Here is a 17,014-nt window from a genome sequence, read left to right on the forward strand (position 1 = left end):
TATAAACCTTATGACGTGTAACATAGTCCCCCCTTTCTAATTGAATTCAGATTGGTAAATCTGCACTATAGCCAAATGCGCCGTATATCATACAATTTTTAATAGCCAGTAAATTACCGACGCTCATGCTGTATTCAATCAAATTATCCATGTAATCATCTCGGTCATTTTGCGTGGTGTATTGGTCAGGGTTTTGTGCAATCAGTGCGTTATATCTTTTTACCCCTTCGATGTAAGCTGTAATAAACCCGGTTAAAAAAGAATCTCCTGCGCCAAGGGTGTCCACAACTTGTCCATCCACATTGTAAGGGCATTTAGTAAAATAGCGGTTGCCGTTATATATCATTGATCCGCGTTTTCCAATGGTGCAAATTGCAAGGCTGCACCCCAAATCAACCGTTTTTTTCATAAGCAGTTGGAGCTTTTCATCGGGTAATTTTTTGCCCGAAAAAAATGCGATATCAATATAGGGGCAGATTTTTTCAAAGTCTTTTTCTTCCCATATATCAGAAAAATCATAAACCAACGGGATGCCGGTGCGTTTGATTTTTGGCAGCTGGTCATCAATGAAACTATAACAACTGGTATGGGCGACATCAAATTGCCCGATATATTCCAATCGTTCCGGTGTTAGCTGCAAGGGTGTTGTTTTTACAGCTCCAAAGTCGTTGTCATCAGAAATAATACGGTCGCCATTGACAAGCAGTGTGGAGCACCGCCCCGTTTCGCCATGCACATGTTGGCACTTTGATATGTCCACTCCCACTTTTTTCAAAGTGGTAATAATCATTTTTGCCTCTTGGTCGTTCGCTAAAACACCTATGTATGCCGAATCGTGCCCAAGCTGTTTTCCGTATACAGCAAAGTTAAGTGAATTTCCTCCCGGGTACATTTTTCCTTGATGAATGTAGCGGTCTACAACATTGTCGCCTACGCCCACAATTCGAATCAAATTCATCACCTTCCGTTCCGTTGTGGTAATCGCTTATATCTTATAAAAATGTGTAAACAAATGATGTGCTTTTTGGGGTTGGTGATCCGCCTACTATGTTTTTGAAACAGGTGTGTATAAAACTGAACAATTCGGATACCTCCTTAAACTTTAACTCTGGTATATGCTCATTTTAGCTTCATTATGAACCATTTTGATTCATAATGATTCGTTTTGCACCTTTAGTATAACAGTCCGAATAATTCATGTCAATAAACTTGAATAAAAAAATTATATATTGTACACAAATACAATACATATCGCCCAAAACTAGATATTTTACCGAAAAATCTTATCTATCATAATTTTGTGCCATTTTTTATTCCAGTATCAGTTATTAGAATTCCCTCTATTGCCAACGGATAATCAATTGTGCTGCTTTACTTTTTTGTAGGAGCTTGTTTTTTGCACAAAACATCGATGTAAAATTTATCCGTTTAGTAGAATAAAGTGGATTTAGATAAAATAAATATAAAAACTGGTTGCGTTCTTGTTTTTTTAGGTATATTATAAAAATAACATTATAACGTTATATAATGTTATATAAAATACTAGGAGGAAAAACCGATGAAACAAGAACATATGGATCAGATTCAAAAAGCAGCAGCTGCCGTAAAGGCAAAAAAGGTAAATCATTTTTACTTTGTTGCCTGCGGAGGTTCAAAGGCGTTATTTGAGCCGGCACAGTATATTATGGATAGAGAATGCGATATGGCGGCAACGGTTTATTCATCAAACGAATTCGTACATCGTGCCCCAAAAGCTTTAAATGAAAATTCGGTGGTCATCACTTGCTCGCATTCAGGCAATACTCCCGAAACGGTAAAGGCAACAGAAGTTGCAAGGGCAAAAGGTGCAACCACCATTGCATTTTCACATTTGACCGATTCTCCGCTTTGGAAAGCCGCCGAGTACCCCATCCATTACAATTGGGCGGATGAGAGTGATGCAAGCGACTACAACAATGCAGCCCTGTATTCTTTGATTTTTCACATTTTAAATGCAATGCAGCCCTGCGAAAAATACGATAGAGCAATTTCTTGTATTGAAAAAATCCCTGTTTTGCTTCAGAAAAACGTAGATGCACATGCCGATGCAGCCAAACAATTTGGCAGTGATTATAAAAGAGAAAATATGATTTATACAATGGCAAGCGGTGCAAATTACGGCGTAGCTTATTCCTTTGCAATCTGCCTGCTGATGGAGATGCAATGGATTCACTCTCATGCAATCCATTCAGGTGAATACTTCCATGGGCCATTCGAAGTAACTGATTTTGATGTGCCGTTTATTATTATTAAAGGGCTTGACGAGTGCCGCCCGTTGGATGAGAGAGCACACGCATTTTGCAAAAAATACAGCAATAAAATTGTTTTAATTGATACCGCTAATTTTGATATGAGTGATATTGATGATGACCTGAAGGGCTATTTTGCGCCTTTGGCAACGGGTGCGGTACTTCGCAAATATGCAGATGAAATTGCCGACCATCGCGGGCATCCGCTGTCGGTACGCCGCTATATGTGGAGAATGGAATACTGAGCAGCTCCCCTATTCAACAAATAAATTTAATTGAATTTCATTTGGATACATACTATGCTAGAAAAAACTTAAGCAGATGTACAATAATATGTAAAAAACAAAGGAGGAGAGAAAATAATGCGTATAAAAGCGTTGAAAAAAGGAATATCAATCATCCTGTCAATGGTTATGCTGATGTCTTCATCTGCGTGCTCTAAGCCTGCGGAGGGGCAAAATGAAGAATCTCCGGATGGTTCGGGGAAAAAGGTAGTTACCTTTTTCCATCGTTGGCCCAACGAGCCCAAAAACTCTATTTTTAAAGCATATGTAGAAGAATTTGAACAGCTACACCCCGATATTGATATACAAATGGATTGTGTGCTAAACGATTCGTATAAAGAAAAGGTAAGGGTTTTGGTGTCGGGAGATTCGGTGCCGGATGTTTTTAGCTCTTGGTCGGGTTCATTTGCTGAGAACTTGGTGAAGTCGGGCAATGTCAAACCGCTTAACGACTTGATGGCAAACGATAAAGAGTTTGCAGACAGCATTATCTCCTCCCAATTAGAGCAATTCACATTTGACGGCAAGCTTTACGGGCTGCCGATGTCGATGGACGGAAAAGCATTTTTTTATAACAAAGAAATCTTTAAAAAGGAAGGCATAGTGGTACCCAAAACACTGGATGAACTTTACGCTGCTTTGGACAAACTGCAAAATGCAGGATACAAAGCCCCGCTGACGGAAGGGTTAGCCGATGCATGGGCGGTTTCTCATTACGAGGGTACAATTATTCAGCGGTTATTGGACCCCGCCGTTATGAAAAAAGACATTAATAAAGCGACCGGAGAATTTACAGACCCAAGCTATATTGATGCGCTGAGCATTTTTAAAAAGCTTACGTCTTATATGGGCGAGGCTGCCCCTGCAATGGACCACGAGGCAGCGCGCAATTTGTTTATCAGCGGTGAGGCGCCCATGATTTACGGTCAGCTTGCCGAAATCCGCTTGATTAACGGTGACACTGCCGCGGGTTCGGGTGCCAATTTTGAGTACGGCTTCTTCAACTTCCCCAGTATTGAGGGCGGCAAAGGTGACCAAACAGGCCTTACTGGTGCACCTGAAGGGTTTATGCTCAGCAATAAAGCAAAAAATCCCGCAGAAGCAGAACTGTTCATAAAATTTATACTGTCGAAAAAGGCCGGCGAAAAAATGACCAAGGAAGCCGGAGAATTAAGCTGTATAAAAGGTGCTGTAAACCCCCAAACCGCTACCGACCAGCAAATAGAGGCGGTTGATATGATTATGGGTGCGACATCTTCTGTACCATGGTACGACAACGCAGTAGAAGCAAGCATTGGTGATGCATTTATGCGCGGCGGGCAATCTTTGGCAATCGGCGATATGACCGCCGAACAAGTTATGAAAAATGTTCAAAACGTTGCAACCGAAGTAAGAGCAGCAAATAAGTAAGGAACCCTTTAAATTGACCTGTTGGTACATCAACAGGTCAATTTTATAAAAGACTGGAATAATAACAATTTTACAACGATTGGAGTGAAGATGGTTGGTTAAGAAAAGGTTTCGCTTAGCTCCCTTTTTGTTTATTGCTCCCTGCATTTTCATGCTGCTTATTTTTATTTATGTACCACTTGTTCAAAACTTTCTTTTCAGCTTTGAACAATTCTCTGCATTTTCGCAGAGCAAAACCTTTGTTGGGTTGGATAATTATAAAACATTGTTTGAAGACAAGGTAATATTAACAGCGTTAAAAAACAATATTCTTTACGCAGTCATTTCGATAGCAATTCAGGTGGGCGGAGGACTGGTTCTTGCATCGGTACTGGAGGATGCAGCATTTCGCAAAATATCACCGTTGTTTCGCACAACCTTTTTCCTGCCTGTTTTAATATCTATGACGGTTATCTGCTTGCTGTTTGGCTTTATCTATCATCCTCAAATCGGGCTTCTCAACAATTTTTTGGAGTCGATTGGTTTGCAGTCGCTTACAAGGCAATGGCTGGGTTCCAGTAAAACAGCTATTTTTGCGGTAATTGCCATGTCGCAGTGGCAAAGCACGGGTTATATTATGATGCTGTTTATTGTTGCTATTCAGAAAATCCCCGAAGACCTGTACGAGGCAGCAGAAATTGACGGCGCCAATAAAATCGAGCGTTTTTTGCATGTCACCTTTCCGCAAGTGCGGCAGATGTTTTTTGTTACGATGGTGATTACAACGATAGGTGCTTTTACCGTATTCAACGAGCCTTATATCTTGGCAAAAGGCGGAGGGCCGGGTACCAGTTCTATAACGCTTGCAGTACATATGTATCAGTCTGCTTTTGTACGCGACAAAATGGGGTATGCTTCTGCCATTGCGGTTCTTATCTTCTTAATCTGTGCGGGTATGGCTCTGATACAAATTTTTGCTTTTGGCAATGACAATACCATCACCCAAACTTCTGTAAAAAAGGAGGATAAGACATGAAAGTCGCAGCAATCGGCTCGTTTAAACGAAACCGCTTTGGTGTTGGCGAATTAATTTGGCTGATAATTTTAATATTTGGCTTTATAATTATCGCATACCCTATGTTTTGGACGGTGATGTCCTCATTAAAATCTTACGATGAGATTTACGGCTCAGTTTGGAGCCTGCCCACTAAATTACACTGGGAAAATTACATTACTGCTTGGCAAAAGGGCATCTCAGGGTATTTTAAAAACAGCCTGCTTGTTACGGTAAGTACGGTTTGCGGGGTTTTGCTCATCGGCTCGCTTTGCGCATATGGTTTAAGTCGCTATCATTTTAAGGGCAGCAAGTTCTTTTTAATGGTTTGTATGGGCGGTATGATGTTATCCCCGCAGGTTTGCCTTATCCCCTTATACAAATTACTTCAGCTTTTGGGCATCCATAACACCTATTTTGCAATGATATTGCCTTACATCGCGTTCCGCCTGCCCATCACGGTGTTGCTGATACGTTCTTTCTTCCTCTCCATCCCCAAAGAATTGGAAGAATCGGCAACACTGGAAGGCTGTTCGGCACTGGGGATTTATTCGCGCATTTTTATGCCGATGTCTAAACCCATTCTGCTGACCTGCACCGTGCTTACCACTTACTATTCTTGGAACGAATTTTTATTTTCGATTATTTTTATCGACAGCGACAAGCTTAAAACAATCCCCTCGGGGTTAATGAATTTTCGTGATGCGCTGCAAACCAACTGGGGGGTGCTTTTGGCGGGCATGGTGATTGCTGCGCTGCCAATTATTATGATGTTTATTTTAATGCAGAAGCATTTTATCCGTGGGATGACTGCGGGTTCGGTTAAGGGTTAAAAGCTGTAAAATAAGGAGAAAATCGTTATGAAAATGATTGCGGTTGGAGACAACGTAACAGATTGCTATATTGACCAAAATAGGTATTATCCTGGCGGCAACGCAGTGAATGTTGCAGTAAACTGCAAACGCAACGGGTTTGACGAAGTTGCTTACATCGGCGTGTTTGGCAATGATGAAAACGCCTTGCATATAAAATGGGCTCTTGACCAAGAGCATGTGAGTTATACGCGGTGCAGAACAGTATTGGCACCCAGCGGCAAACCGGGAGTTCAGTTGAATGCAGAAGGCGACCGTGTTTTTATTGCAGGCGAAAAAAATACGGCACAGCACATTGTTCGCCTGCGGCTAACCCCGGATGACCTTGCTTATATACAAGGGTTTGACATCTGCCATACAAGCTGCTTTTCCAGTATCGAGCCGGAACTTTCAAAAATGAACCAACATTGCCAAATATCATTTGATTTTTCTGAAAATACGAAGCATGAATATTTGAATACGGTCTGCCCTTTTATTCGTTTTGCGTTCTTTTCGGGCTCTCATATGAGCAACGAGCAGGCATACGAATTAATGGATACTTGCCACAGATTGGGCACTGAAATTGTGGGAATTACTCAGGGCAAAAAAGGGGCAATATTCTCTTGTAACGGTAAACGCTTTTTTCAGGGCATTAAAAACACCCATGTGGTGGACACTATGGGTGCAGGCGACAGCTTTATTGCGGGTTTTCTTACCAGATTTGTTCAAAGCGGCAATATGGACGAAGCACTGGATTTTGCAGCAGAATGTGCAGCAAAAACCTGTACATTTTACGGCGGTTTCGGGTATCCTCATCCCATGAAAATTTGAAGGAAAAAGCGTTAATTTAATTGACAAAACAGGAGATTATGTTAAGCTAGAAATAGAATTAATTACCAATACACCAATAGATTTAAGGAGATCCTTTCATGTTAAAGCCAAACCATGCAACTCCTCTTTACGAACAATTAATGATTGCTATCAGAAATGATATCCTAAGCGGAGTGTATACTCTTGGTGAAAAAATGCCAAACGAAACCGAACTGGGCGAACACTACGGTGTAAGCCGCATTACCGTTCGCCGTGCTGTGGAAGAACTGGAAAAAGAGGGTATGCTGGAGCGCAAGCAAGGAAAAGGAACTTTTATAAAACACAGTAAAATTGAAAATAAAATGGATTCGATTTTGGGATTTACCGATACATTAACCCGTATGGGGCGAAAAGCAGGCAGAGTGATACACTCGAAAAAGATTGTTCCCGCCGAAGAATGGATTGCAAATTTGCTGCAGATTAAATTAGGTTCGCCCATTATAGAGCTGAAGCGCACCATGTACGACGAAAACCAGCCTGTTTTATATGATGAATGCTATTATCCGTGTGAGCGTTTTCCGGGAATGCTCGATAAAATAAAAGAAGATGTTTCCACTTACCATTTGATGAAAGAAGTTTACGGTGTGCCCCTGCCCCGTGCCCAAAAAAGGTTTAACGTAGAAATAGCCGATGTGACTATTTGCAACTATTTAAATTGTTCCCCCGGTGACCCGCTGTTTTCTATCCTCAAACTCACTTTTGATGATAAAGATATTCCGGTTCAAATCTCGAAGAGTTTGGTTCTTGCAAGCAGGGCAACGTATGTTTTGGATGTTGATGAACGCAAAAAGTCATCGGCACTACATTTGAAAACAAGAGATACAAATTACAATAAGTAATGAACAATGAAACACCCTCTGCATCGTATAGGATGCAGAGGGTGGTTTTATCGAAAAGATATTCTGTCAGCAGATGCAAAATCCAATTTTATTGTATAGAGGACATATGCTCCATATCTTTTTTAAGGCTGCGATAAATGCTGTGGTACATTTGGTAATACTGGTTATATTGTTCGTGTGCCTGTTGATTGGGAAGAATTTTTTCATCCAACACACGCCAGGTTCTGATTTCATCGAGTGTAAGCGTACCTGTGCCCAGCCCTGCCAGCATCACATCGCCAAGGTTTGCTTCTACATCATGGATGGGGCAAACGATGCTGTAGCCTGTGACATCGGCGAAAATCTGCTTCCAAAGTTTTGATTTGCTCACTCCCCCTGCCAATAGGATTGTTTCACCGAGGTCCTGCCCTGTTGATTCCATTGTATGGCGCAGAGAGTACGCCACAGCTTCGAGAAACGCACGGTAAACATGTGCTTTGGTGTGTGCCAAAGAAAGCCCGAAGATGACGCCTTTGGCATGGGTATCCCACAGCGGGCTGCGCTCACCCATAAAGTAAGGCAAAACCACCAGCCCTTCGGAGCCGCAAGGGATTTGAGCCGCTTGTCTGTCCAAAACGGCATAGGCGTTTTCTCCTCCGTTTTCCTCCTCGGTTTTTTCAAGCTGTGCAAACTGGTCGCGGAACCATTTTACCACCGCACCTGCGGTTGCACCGCCGCCAAACGAGTATGACAGTTCTTTTGAGCGGTAAACGTAAGGCCACTGGATTAAATCTTTTGCTTTGATGGGTTGTTCGTGAATGAGCGCGGCGCACATGGATGTGCCGATTGCTGCGGCATATTCCCCCGGGTCGAGCACGCCCAAACCAAAAGTAGCAACTCCGCAGTCAACACCGCCTGCACAAACAGGTGTGCCTTCAACAAGCCCCAGTTCTTGAGCACTTTGTTTATTCAGCCCGCCTACAATTTCGCTCGAATCCATTAAACGGGTGGGCATCATGCTGCGTGGAATTCCCATCTCGTCCATCAGCTCATACGACCATGTCCGTGTGTTCATATCAAATATTCCGCCGATGTTACCTGCGGAGGAATAGTCTATGCCAACCTCATCGGTCAGTTTGTAAATGGCATAGGCGTTGGGAGGCAAAAATAATTTGATTTTTGCCCAGTTTTGCGGTTCGTTGTCGCGAATCCACAACATTTTTAGGTAGCCGTAATACGGGTCCACGCCATTATGGGTGATTTTTTTCAGCTTTTCGGCACCGATGTTATCAAGCACCCATTTCCCCTGTTCCCCTGCTCGTCTGTCCATCCAAATAAGGCAAGGGCGTATAGGTTCCATGTTTTCATCCAAAGGAATACCCGAGCCTCCGTAAAGCCCGCTGATGCAGATGCCCTTGATTTGGTCGGGCGATACACCGGATTTCTCTACCGTATTTCGAATGGATTTTTTGGTGGCATCCAGCCATACATCCGGCCATTGCTCCGCCCACAGCGGTTTGGGGGTTAATACATCATATTGCTGCAGGTCTTGGGCGATGAGGTTGCCCTTGGTATCCATTAGGATTGACTTTGTTCCGGATGTACCGATGTCAGTACCTATTAAATATTCCATAGAATCCTCCTTCAGTTAAAATTTAATGGCTACTTTAAAGTCGCGGTATTTGCCGGTTGCAGCATCAAACGCGCTTTCCCAATCTTCAATCGCAAAACTTTTAGATACTATCCCGTTGGTTTTGAGGGTTTTGTTTGCAATGTTTTCTATCACAAACGGGTAGCAGTAGGGGCTTAGGTGAGAGCCCAGCACATCCAGTTCTTTGCGGTCGCCGATAATTGACCAGTCAAGAGTAGTAGGTTCGCCAAATACAGAGAACTCTACAAAACGTCCGAGTTTGCGAATCATCTGCATACCTTGCACTACCGAAGATGGATGCCCTGTTGCTTCAATGTAAACATCGCAGCCGTAGCCGTCCGTCAGTTTCATAATTTCTTCTGTTACGTTTACCTTTGAGGGGTTCCACACCAAATCGGCGCCGAATTCTTTTGCCTTTTCTAAGCGTTCATCCATCATGTCCAGTACAATCAGCTTTTTGGGGCTGCGCAATTTTGCATAGGTAACCATGCCAAGGCCCAAAGTGCCAGCACCAGAGATGACAACAATGTCCTCCACCTCGATTTTTGCGCGGTCTACACAGTGTTTCGAGCAGGCATACGGCTCGATTAAAAGTCCATCATTCAGCGGCATTTCCAGAGGGACTTTGTGAATGACGGCTTTTTTAGGTAGCCTTACGTATTCTGCCATACCGCCGTTGAGGCCGCTAAAGAACCCAAAAATCTGGTGCGGTTGGCACATCCAGTAATGCCCGTCTTTGCAGAAACGGCATTCGCCGCACGGTACAATCTGGTCTGCAGCTACGCGCTCGCCGATTTTGTAACCTGTTACATTTTCGCCGATTTCTGCAATAATCCCTACAAACTCGTGCCCCGGGATGAACGGCGGTTCAACCCAAGACGGCTGTGTTTCATCGCCCCAAAACATAGCAGCACCATGCTGGCATTTTAGGTCACCCGCACACACACCGCACCCCTCTGTTTTAATAATAATGTCATCGGGGCCGCACTGCGGGGTTGGGTAATCGGGCTCGTATTTATATTCGGTTGCACTGTATGCCACCAGTGCTTTCATTGTTTTTGGAATGGACATGGGATACCTCCTGTTTGATACATATTTTTATGTAATAGGTTAGATGCTTAGAATCGCGCCGTTTTGCAAAAGTATTTCACGAACATCGGCAGGGTTTACGGCTTTGGGCTCGATGTTTTGTTTTACAGCCAGTGCAGCACCGATACCGGCACCCTCACCCACCGCCATACACAAGGTCATAATTCGGGTAGAACCAAACGCAACCGCATCCACGCTGATGCAGCGCCCTGTCATCATCAAACCGTCGATGTCTTTTGCAACCGTGCAGCCGTAAGGTACACCGTACGGTTCTTCAATGGTTTTGGTATAGGTTTCGTCCCCGTCCCCGCTGTGGATGTCGATGAAGTACGAGTAAATGCCGATGGAATCCTCTGGGATGATACCCGAGACAGCGTCATCTTTGGTGAGCTTTTTGATACCCATGATGCGTCTGCTTTCGCGCACACCGATGGACGCGTTGACCGAGGTGAGGTAACAATCTTCAAACCCGGGTACATGCTCCTGAAGCATCTTTATCAGCGGTAAAATCTGCAAGTGAGATTCCATTTCGCCGCGGCTTAGGTCGTGTACATTACTGCCGTCGCAGTTGAGGATGCGGATGGTGTTAACCGCCACATGACCGGGTATCGGCAGGCGGATGTAAATAACAGTGTCGCGGTTGACGGGGCACTTGCCCTCTGCACGCAGTTTTTTGATGAGCGCATTGAGACCGAAGAAAATATGCCCGGGGTTGTTACGGAAAAACTTTTCGTCATATCCGGGGCGAATGTGGGTAAGCCCCGAGTTATAGGGCAACTCCTCCGGATGTTCGGCAAGGTAATCGCAGAAGCGGTCAAAATCCACACCGCCCAAATTAAACATCAGCGTGGGCGGCTGCAATACTCCTGTTTTATCCTGCCCTTTTTCATACTCGGCGCCCGCCATGTAAGCAACATCTCCGTCACCGGTTCCGTCAATAAATACTTTTGCCTGAATCTCTATTTCACTGCCTTTACCCGTTACGGTAACCGAGCGCACTTTGTTATCCACTACGTTTACCCCTGACAGCTCACAGTGCATCAGCAGGTCAATGCCATATTCTTGCACCATCTGGAAGCAAACAATGCGCGTATAAAAAGGGTTTACGGTTGTAGAAGATAGGTGGAACGGGCAGTACCTGTGCCCCGCAGTGCCGTCCAGCTTAGTTAAGCGATCCACCATCTCCTGTGCAAGGCCGCCTACAATCTGTCGTTGGTGCATATCCATAAATGCAAGGAACGGCAACCCCGAACCCAACTGACCGCCCAGATAACCCAAACGCTCAACAAGTACCACTTTTACGCCTTGCTGTGCCGCTGCGATTGCGGCTGCCATACCGCCCGGGCCTGCACCGATTACCGCCACATCGGCTTTTATAATTTCTTTTTTCATATCGTTTCTCATTCTGTTATCCTCCGGTTAAAAATTTAAGGATTGGATTGATGGAATAGATTTTTTGTGCTGTTTTCTGCCCTCTGAATGCAATATCATTTACCGCATGATTTTGCAGCTGTAAGGCATATCCCTCTTCCATCTGCTTTGGCATGCGGCGTTTTTGCTCGTAATACGTTCTTGAAAACCCATGTGCCCCGATTTCTGACAGCGCACGAATACCCGATTTGCCCCATTTCATCTTTGGATTCGCAGGAGCAAACACTCGCATTTTTCTTTTGCAGGCGGATTACGCCGTCGCGGTCAATCAGGCGCAGTGCCTTTGTTTTCTTTTTGAAGAAAATAAAATGTCTTTTCATTTGCTCGCGCGTGATTGCACAGATAGCACCGTTATCTGCCTCGAGATGAACGTCGGACGCTTCTGCTTTCAGGTTTGCGGCAACAATCTTTTTCAACTCATCATCGCTTTTTGGTTCGCTCGAAAGCTCCTTGGTGCGCATTTCGGTGGTGCCTATGGCGATGGCACGTACTTTTTGGTGCTGTGTATCTACTTCAATCTTCACTTCAATTGTATCGGGATTGGCGCCGGATTGTATCGCTTTGCGCACTGCCTCGCGGCGAATTGCAAGAATATCTTCTTCTGTGGGGTTTGAGATGGTACGCTCAATCATGTCGCGCACCATAGCAAGAGCAACACCGATGGGAGAGATGACTGCCGCATTACGTGCGATTTTATGTTTGCAGCCAAACGTCTCGGCAATATGCGGCACAACCGATGCGCATCCCCCGCCGCCACCGACAAAGGTTATTGTACTCTTGTCCAATCCGTAATCCTGTATCATACTGGTTACAACTTTGCCGTTTTTGATTGCGGAAAGGTCGAGTACCTTTTTGGCTGTCTCTTTTACGGTAAGCCCCATGCTCTTTGCCAGAGGTTCCCACGCTTTGACGGCTGCCTCCACATTACCGTAAGCGTAACTGTCGGGCTGCACATAGCCAGCAATATTTGCCGCACCGGAAAGGGTGAGTGCAAACGCTTTCCCTCCGTCGCATTCAATATAAGCATACTCCGGGTCGCCGTCTTTGGGTTTCACTGTTTTTAAAATAGGGTTTTTAATATCTTCGGTTTTGGCAAAACACTCGTATTCCAGGTTGGCGATGTGTGCGCTGCGCGGGCCTACATCAACGGCTATTCCGCCCGAAAGCTCAATCATACTGCCGCCGCCGATGCCTACGGTGCGCACATCCAGCGAGCTTACATAGGTTTTGTGCCCGCCTACCTCGGCATATTTGATAACGACGTTTCCGTCCTTAACACAAGAGATATCGGTGCTGGTGCCGCCCACTTCAAAGAAGATGCCGTCGGTCAGCTTTTCATACATCAAAGCACCCGCAACACCCGCCGCAGGGCCGGATAGGATGGTAAGAATCGGCCTGCTGCGCACCTCGTCTACGGTCATAACGCCGCCGTCGCATCGCATTACCATTAAAGGCGATTCGATATCGGCGTTTTTAATGCTGCGCTCGGTCATGTTTGCCGCATCCAACATTTTGGGCAGGATACTGGCATTGATGACGGCGGTTCTGGTACGAACTTTAAGCCCATACAATTTGGAAACATCGTTCCCCGCAGTGGCCGGAATATCGCGGCCTTTGCAGATATCCAAAACAGCATTCTCGTTTTCGGGGTTATCTACGCTGAACGCCTCGGATACTACGATAGAATCTGCTTTTTGCCCTTTCAGCTCATCAATCGCATGGTTAATATTTTCATCAAACGCATTTTTATCTGAAGTATTGACATAGGCGTTGTATGTATGGAGCCATTTGCCCGCAGCCAGTTCAATATCACCAATATTCGTATCGCTTTTAGATTTCATCCCCTGCATACCGCTGCCCAGTGTAATAATTCCTACCTGAGCGACGTCACCTTCCAAAAGGGCGTTGGTTGCCTGTGTAGTGCCGTGCGCAATAAACATGACATCCTCAGGGCGGATGTTGTATTCTTTTAATATTTTTTCTAAAACCGCAACGATACCCGCGGCAACACCTTCTTCGGCATCGTGGGTGGTAGGCAGTTTCACGCTTCCTATCAATTCATATGTTTCGTTATCAAGCGCGACGGCATCTGTAAAAGTACCGCCAACATCAATTCCAATTCTAACTTTCATTCCCATTCCCCGATTCTACTATCTTTTTAATTTTGTTTTTATATTGTAAAACAAGAGCGTTTTCTACATTATTCAAATTACAGGATATGTTAACGGCGCGGAATCAAGACGTGATGCTCCGCGCCGTTCGACCTGTTTTTATAGTGCCTATAGGCTAGAAATAAATAATTGTTAGTATCACTACGGTAATCGCGGTCAAAATCCAATTGGGCAGCTGCACCTTGTTGGTGACGGTAATCGGGTCATATCCCACAAAGTTGGATGCCCAAACCACCTGTGTGGAGGTGGGGCAAGACTGTGTAGGCCAACGGAACGCAGCATAAAACACCGCGGACAATGCGGCGACGGGCAGAACATCTACCGCCAGCATACTGGCTGCCAAACCTGCACCGAGGCCCAAAATGTTAAACGGCCCGCGATACAAGCCCAACGGGCAAAGAATGCACACAAATGCAATCAGGCCCAATGCGGTGGTGGGGGTAATTGCAATCATAAAGGGGTTGATAACCGCTTGCGTGGTAGGAGTTGTCATCGCGTTGATGATCATACCGATACCGAACATCAAAGCGGCAGTGGGTGCACCTTCTTTAAAGCCCTCATAGCAGCTTTGCACAATGATGTTGGAAAACTTCGACCATTTGCCTCTGTAAGTGAATACGATTGCCCACACAATACCAATGATAAATACGGTAATGGCTTCCAGCTTTAATAACAGCATAATTGCCACAACTACAACCGGGGTTAAGCAAGCCAGCAACCCGCGAAAGCCTGTAACCTGTGCGGGGCGGGTATCGGCATCGCTTTCTGCGGCATGTTCTACGGGTGCGGCAAAAGCAAATTTAATGCCGTTCTTTTTAAAGCCCCATGCCAAGTACACCACTGTAAATAAAATACCGGCAACCGCCAAAATCACAGCACAAAGGTTAATATCCTCCGGTGCTACACCGGTAATGCTGGTGATTGCGGCAATATTGGCAGGGTTCAAAGAATATCCCGCAGACAGCGACGCGAGAAACGCATTGCTTGCAACGATAGGCGGAACACCTACCGAAAGCATAATCGGCAGTACCACCGCGCCCACCATGGCGGCAGCGCCTGTTCCGTACAAAACGGTAAACAAAAATACCGATACGCCGCACAGTGCAAGCGAAATAATAAATGGTTTGTCTCCGCCCAATTCCGCGGCTTTTTTAATGATGGTATCTGTTACACCCGTGCGGTACAAAATTTGAGACAGCCAGCAGCTGAACAAAATTGCAACATAAGTACCCGATAGTTTTAACGCACCTTTGGACAAAACATGTGTTAAGATACCCTCCTCACCCGTCATGGGCAAACCTGCCGCCACCCCAATCAGCACCGCCATTAAAGGCAGCGCGAGCACTGCAGGGATTTTTTTCAGCATCATCAGTACTGCCATAACCAAAAAGATTGCAACAATTATAATACCTACTACCATTTGTATTCTCCTTTCATTTCGCACATTTTCATTTTCTTTTATACGATGAACCCCCTACCCCAAATTACACCACCTTATAAACATTGAATTGATATATTTTTCACTTTGTTTTATTAATTGACTTTACAAAATGAATTTATGTTTTAAATTATAGTAACAAGGCAAAATAAAGTCAATAATATTTTAATATTTTACAAATTTTTATGCATATCGACAAAAAACTACTTCTATTTTTGTGATATAATCTTGCGCTTTAGAAATTTGTCTTGTTTTAAATGCAAGCTGCTTGCACTAAAAATACTTTTATGTTATGATTTGTTTTATAAATTAGATTTATTAAACACAATAGCAAATCTAAACTATATGATACGGAACGTGATGGTAATGAAAGAAAAAAGAACTGCCAATATGGAGATTAAAAAGATAAACCGCACCAATATTTATCAGCTTTTGCGTAAAAACAGTTCGCTTTCAAGGCGCGATGTGGTAAATAAGCTGCAGCTATGCCTGCCTACTGTTACGCAAAATATTATGGAATTGCAGGAGGAAGGACTGATTGAAGAAGCAGGCTCCGTCGGCAATACCGGAGGGCGCCGCGCAAAGGTGTACGACATTGTACGCGATGCACGCACGGCGATTGGGATTGACATCACAAAAAACCACATTACCGCAGTTGCCGTAGACCTTACCGGCGCTGTGATTGCTTGTGAGCGCATTCGGTGCAAATTTGAAAAGAGCGATGCTTACTATAAGCAGCTTTCGGTACTCGTTGAAACGGTGATTGAAAAAGCAAAACTGAAAAGAGAGCACATTCTGGGCGTTGGGATAGGCGTACCGGGCTTGATTACAGCGGATAATCAGACTGTTTTTTATGGTGAAATTTTAGATTTTACCGGTACCACCTGCAGTGAATTTTCTAAGTACATCCCGTTTCAAACTGCACTTTACAACGATGCGAATGCCGCCGGTTATGCAGAGATTTGGGCGAACGAAGAGACAATCAATGCTTTTTATGTGATGCTTAGCAACAACATTGGCGGTTCGGTCGTTATCAACGGGCAAATTTATTCGGGCGACCATTTGCGCAGCGGAGAGGTTGGGCACATCACCATTGTGCAAAACGGAAAAGAATGCTATTGCGGTCAAAAAGGATGTGTGGACCCCTACTGTGCGGCGACGGTGCTTTCGTCGCTGACAAACGGCAACCTTGAAGATTTCTTTCTGCTGCTCAAAAAGAAGTCACCCGAAGCAATCGTGCTGTGGAACGAGTATCTCGACCATTTGGCGGTTGCCGTAAATAACCTGCATATGCTGTTTGACTGCAAAATCATCCTCGGCGGTTATGTGGGCGAATACCTGGATGAATATTTGGATGATTTAGTGCAACGCGTTAAAAGCCGCAACCCATTTACGCATGATGCCGGCTATCTTGAGGTGTGCTGTTATAAAACCGAAGCAATTGCAGCCGGTGCTGCGCTCAACTTTATTGCAAGTTTTATCAATACGATCTAATGATGTTTTTATAAATAGAGCTCATCCTACCTGTTAGTTGGATGAGCTTTGCTGTGTTTGCCTGTATTTTGCACTATATTGATTTTATAAATAACAGCGGCTCTAATATCAATAATTTCGATAATGATTGCAAATTATAAGCAATCTTGTTATACTGAAACGGCGTTATTCTCAAACAAGAATAAC

13 protein-coding genes are annotated in these 17,014 nt (G+C 44.5%); 7 read left to right on the top strand and 6 right to left on the bottom strand.

The annotated features are described in order from the left end of the window. Positions 1 to 46: 46 nt before the first annotated feature. Complete coding sequence (locus tag EDD70_RS13705; protein WP_162840949.1) at positions 47 to 952, bottom strand: PfkB family carbohydrate kinase; 906 nt, start codon at positions 950 to 952, stop codon at positions 47 to 49. Positions 953 to 1,558: 606 nt separating this feature from the next. Here EDD70_RS13705 and EDD70_RS13710 point away from each other — a divergent pair. The 6 genes from EDD70_RS13710 to EDD70_RS13735 all read left to right on the top strand — a co-directional run bounded on the left by EDD70_RS13710 (position 1,559) and on the right by EDD70_RS13735 (position 7,575). Then, entirely contained in the window at positions 1,559 to 2,533 is a 975-nt protein-coding gene (locus EDD70_RS13710) for an SIS domain-containing protein (protein WP_092756573.1), read from the top strand. Positions 2,534 to 2,650: 117 nt separating this feature from the next. Then, the gene (locus EDD70_RS13715) at positions 2,651 to 3,982 is read left to right on the top strand and encodes an ABC transporter substrate-binding protein (protein ID WP_162840948.1); all 1,332 of its coding nucleotides are present in this window, start codon (positions 2,651 to 2,653) and stop codon (positions 3,980 to 3,982) included. A 94-nt stretch (positions 3,983 to 4,076) separates the two neighbouring features. Further along, positions 4,077 to 4,997, top strand: a complete 921-nt coding sequence (locus tag EDD70_RS13720) for a carbohydrate ABC transporter permease (protein WP_242943195.1) — start codon at positions 4,077 to 4,079, stop codon at positions 4,995 to 4,997. Then, entirely contained in the window at positions 4,994 to 5,848 is an 855-nt protein-coding gene (locus EDD70_RS13725) for a carbohydrate ABC transporter permease (RefSeq protein ID WP_092756571.1), read from the top strand. The genes EDD70_RS13720 and EDD70_RS13725 overlap by 4 nt, the downstream gene beginning before the upstream one ends. Positions 5,849 to 5,875: 27 nt before the next feature. After that, on the top strand, positions 5,876 to 6,697 hold the full coding sequence (locus tag EDD70_RS13730) for a PfkB family carbohydrate kinase (protein ID WP_092756569.1): 822 nt from the start codon (positions 5,876 to 5,878) through the stop codon (positions 6,695 to 6,697). 98 nt (positions 6,698 to 6,795) lie between these two features. Beyond that, complete coding sequence (locus EDD70_RS13735; RefSeq protein ID WP_092756567.1) at positions 6,796 to 7,575, top strand: GntR family transcriptional regulator; 780 nt, start codon at positions 6,796 to 6,798, stop codon at positions 7,573 to 7,575. A gap of 88 nt (positions 7,576 to 7,663) precedes the next feature. On the opposite strand, the gene EDD70_RS13740 is transcribed toward EDD70_RS13735, so the two are convergent. The 5 genes from EDD70_RS13740 to EDD70_RS13760 all read right to left on the bottom strand — a co-directional run bounded on the left by EDD70_RS13740 (position 7,664) and on the right by EDD70_RS13760 (position 15,316). Next, entirely contained in the window at positions 7,664 to 9,187 is a 1,524-nt protein-coding gene (locus EDD70_RS13740; RefSeq protein ID WP_092756565.1) for an FGGY-family carbohydrate kinase, read from the bottom strand. 15 nt (positions 9,188 to 9,202) lie between these two features. After that, positions 9,203 to 10,276 (bottom strand): alcohol dehydrogenase catalytic domain-containing protein, encoded by a 1,074-nt coding sequence (locus tag EDD70_RS13745; protein ID WP_092756563.1) that lies wholly within the window; start codon positions 10,274 to 10,276, stop codon positions 9,203 to 9,205. 39 nt (positions 10,277 to 10,315) lie between these two features. Beyond that, positions 10,316 to 11,698, bottom strand: a complete 1,383-nt coding sequence (locus tag EDD70_RS13750) for an FAD-dependent oxidoreductase (protein ID WP_092756561.1) — start codon at positions 11,696 to 11,698, stop codon at positions 10,316 to 10,318. 83 nt (positions 11,699 to 11,781) lie between these two features. After that, the gene (locus EDD70_RS13755) at positions 11,782 to 13,857 is read right to left on the bottom strand and encodes a hydantoinase/oxoprolinase family protein (RefSeq protein WP_092756559.1); all 2,076 of its coding nucleotides are present in this window, start codon (positions 13,855 to 13,857) and stop codon (positions 11,782 to 11,784) included. Positions 13,858 to 14,011: 154 nt separating this feature from the next. After that, the gene (locus EDD70_RS13760; protein ID WP_092756557.1) at positions 14,012 to 15,316 is read right to left on the bottom strand and encodes a hypothetical protein; all 1,305 of its coding nucleotides are present in this window, start codon (positions 15,314 to 15,316) and stop codon (positions 14,012 to 14,014) included. Between the two features lie 384 nt (positions 15,317 to 15,700). Here EDD70_RS13760 and EDD70_RS13765 point away from each other — a divergent pair, with 384 nt between their 5' ends. Further along, complete coding sequence (locus tag EDD70_RS13765; RefSeq protein WP_092756555.1) at positions 15,701 to 16,828, top strand: ROK family transcriptional regulator; 1,128 nt, start codon at positions 15,701 to 15,703, stop codon at positions 16,826 to 16,828. Positions 16,829 to 17,014: the final 186 nt, after the last annotated feature.

This window comes from Hydrogenoanaerobacterium saccharovorans (genome assembly GCF_003814745.1).
GTDB classification, from domain to species: Bacteria; Bacillota; Clostridia; order Oscillospirales; family Ruminococcaceae; genus Hydrogenoanaerobacterium; species Hydrogenoanaerobacterium saccharovorans.

What these genes read in the sequence shown, in the direction of transcription:
- EDD70_RS13710 (WP_092756573.1), top strand. Translation starts at nt 1,559, where the DNA reads ATGAAACAAGAACATATGGATCAGATTCAAAAAGCAGCAGCTGCCGTA.
- EDD70_RS13740 (WP_092756565.1), bottom strand. Translation starts at nt 9,187, where the DNA reads ATGGAATATTTAATAGGTACTGACATCGGTACATCCGGAACAAAGTCA.
- EDD70_RS13725 (WP_092756571.1), top strand. Translation starts at nt 4,994, where the DNA reads ATGAAAGTCGCAGCAATCGGCTCGTTTAAACGAAACCGCTTTGGTGTT.
- EDD70_RS13745 (WP_092756563.1), bottom strand. Translation starts at nt 10,276, where the DNA reads ATGTCCATTCCAAAAACAATGAAAGCACTGGTGGCATACAGTGCAACC.
- EDD70_RS13765 (WP_092756555.1), top strand. Translation starts at nt 15,701, where the DNA reads ATGAAAGAAAAAAGAACTGCCAATATGGAGATTAAAAAGATAAACCGC.
- EDD70_RS13730 (WP_092756569.1), top strand. Translation starts at nt 5,876, where the DNA reads ATGAAAATGATTGCGGTTGGAGACAACGTAACAGATTGCTATATTGAC.
- EDD70_RS13750 (WP_092756561.1), bottom strand. Translation starts at nt 11,698, where the DNA reads ATGAGAAACGATATGAAAAAAGAAATTATAAAAGCCGATGTGGCGGTA.
- EDD70_RS13735 (WP_092756567.1), top strand. Translation starts at nt 6,796, where the DNA reads ATGTTAAAGCCAAACCATGCAACTCCTCTTTACGAACAATTAATGATT.
- EDD70_RS13755 (WP_092756559.1), bottom strand. Translation starts at nt 13,857, where the DNA reads ATGAAAGTTAGAATTGGAATTGATGTTGGCGGTACTTTTACAGATGCC.
- EDD70_RS13760 (WP_092756557.1), bottom strand. Translation starts at nt 15,316, where the DNA reads ATGGTAGTAGGTATTATAATTGTTGCAATCTTTTTGGTTATGGCAGTA.
- EDD70_RS13715 (WP_162840948.1), top strand. Translation starts at nt 2,651, where the DNA reads ATGCGTATAAAAGCGTTGAAAAAAGGAATATCAATCATCCTGTCAATG.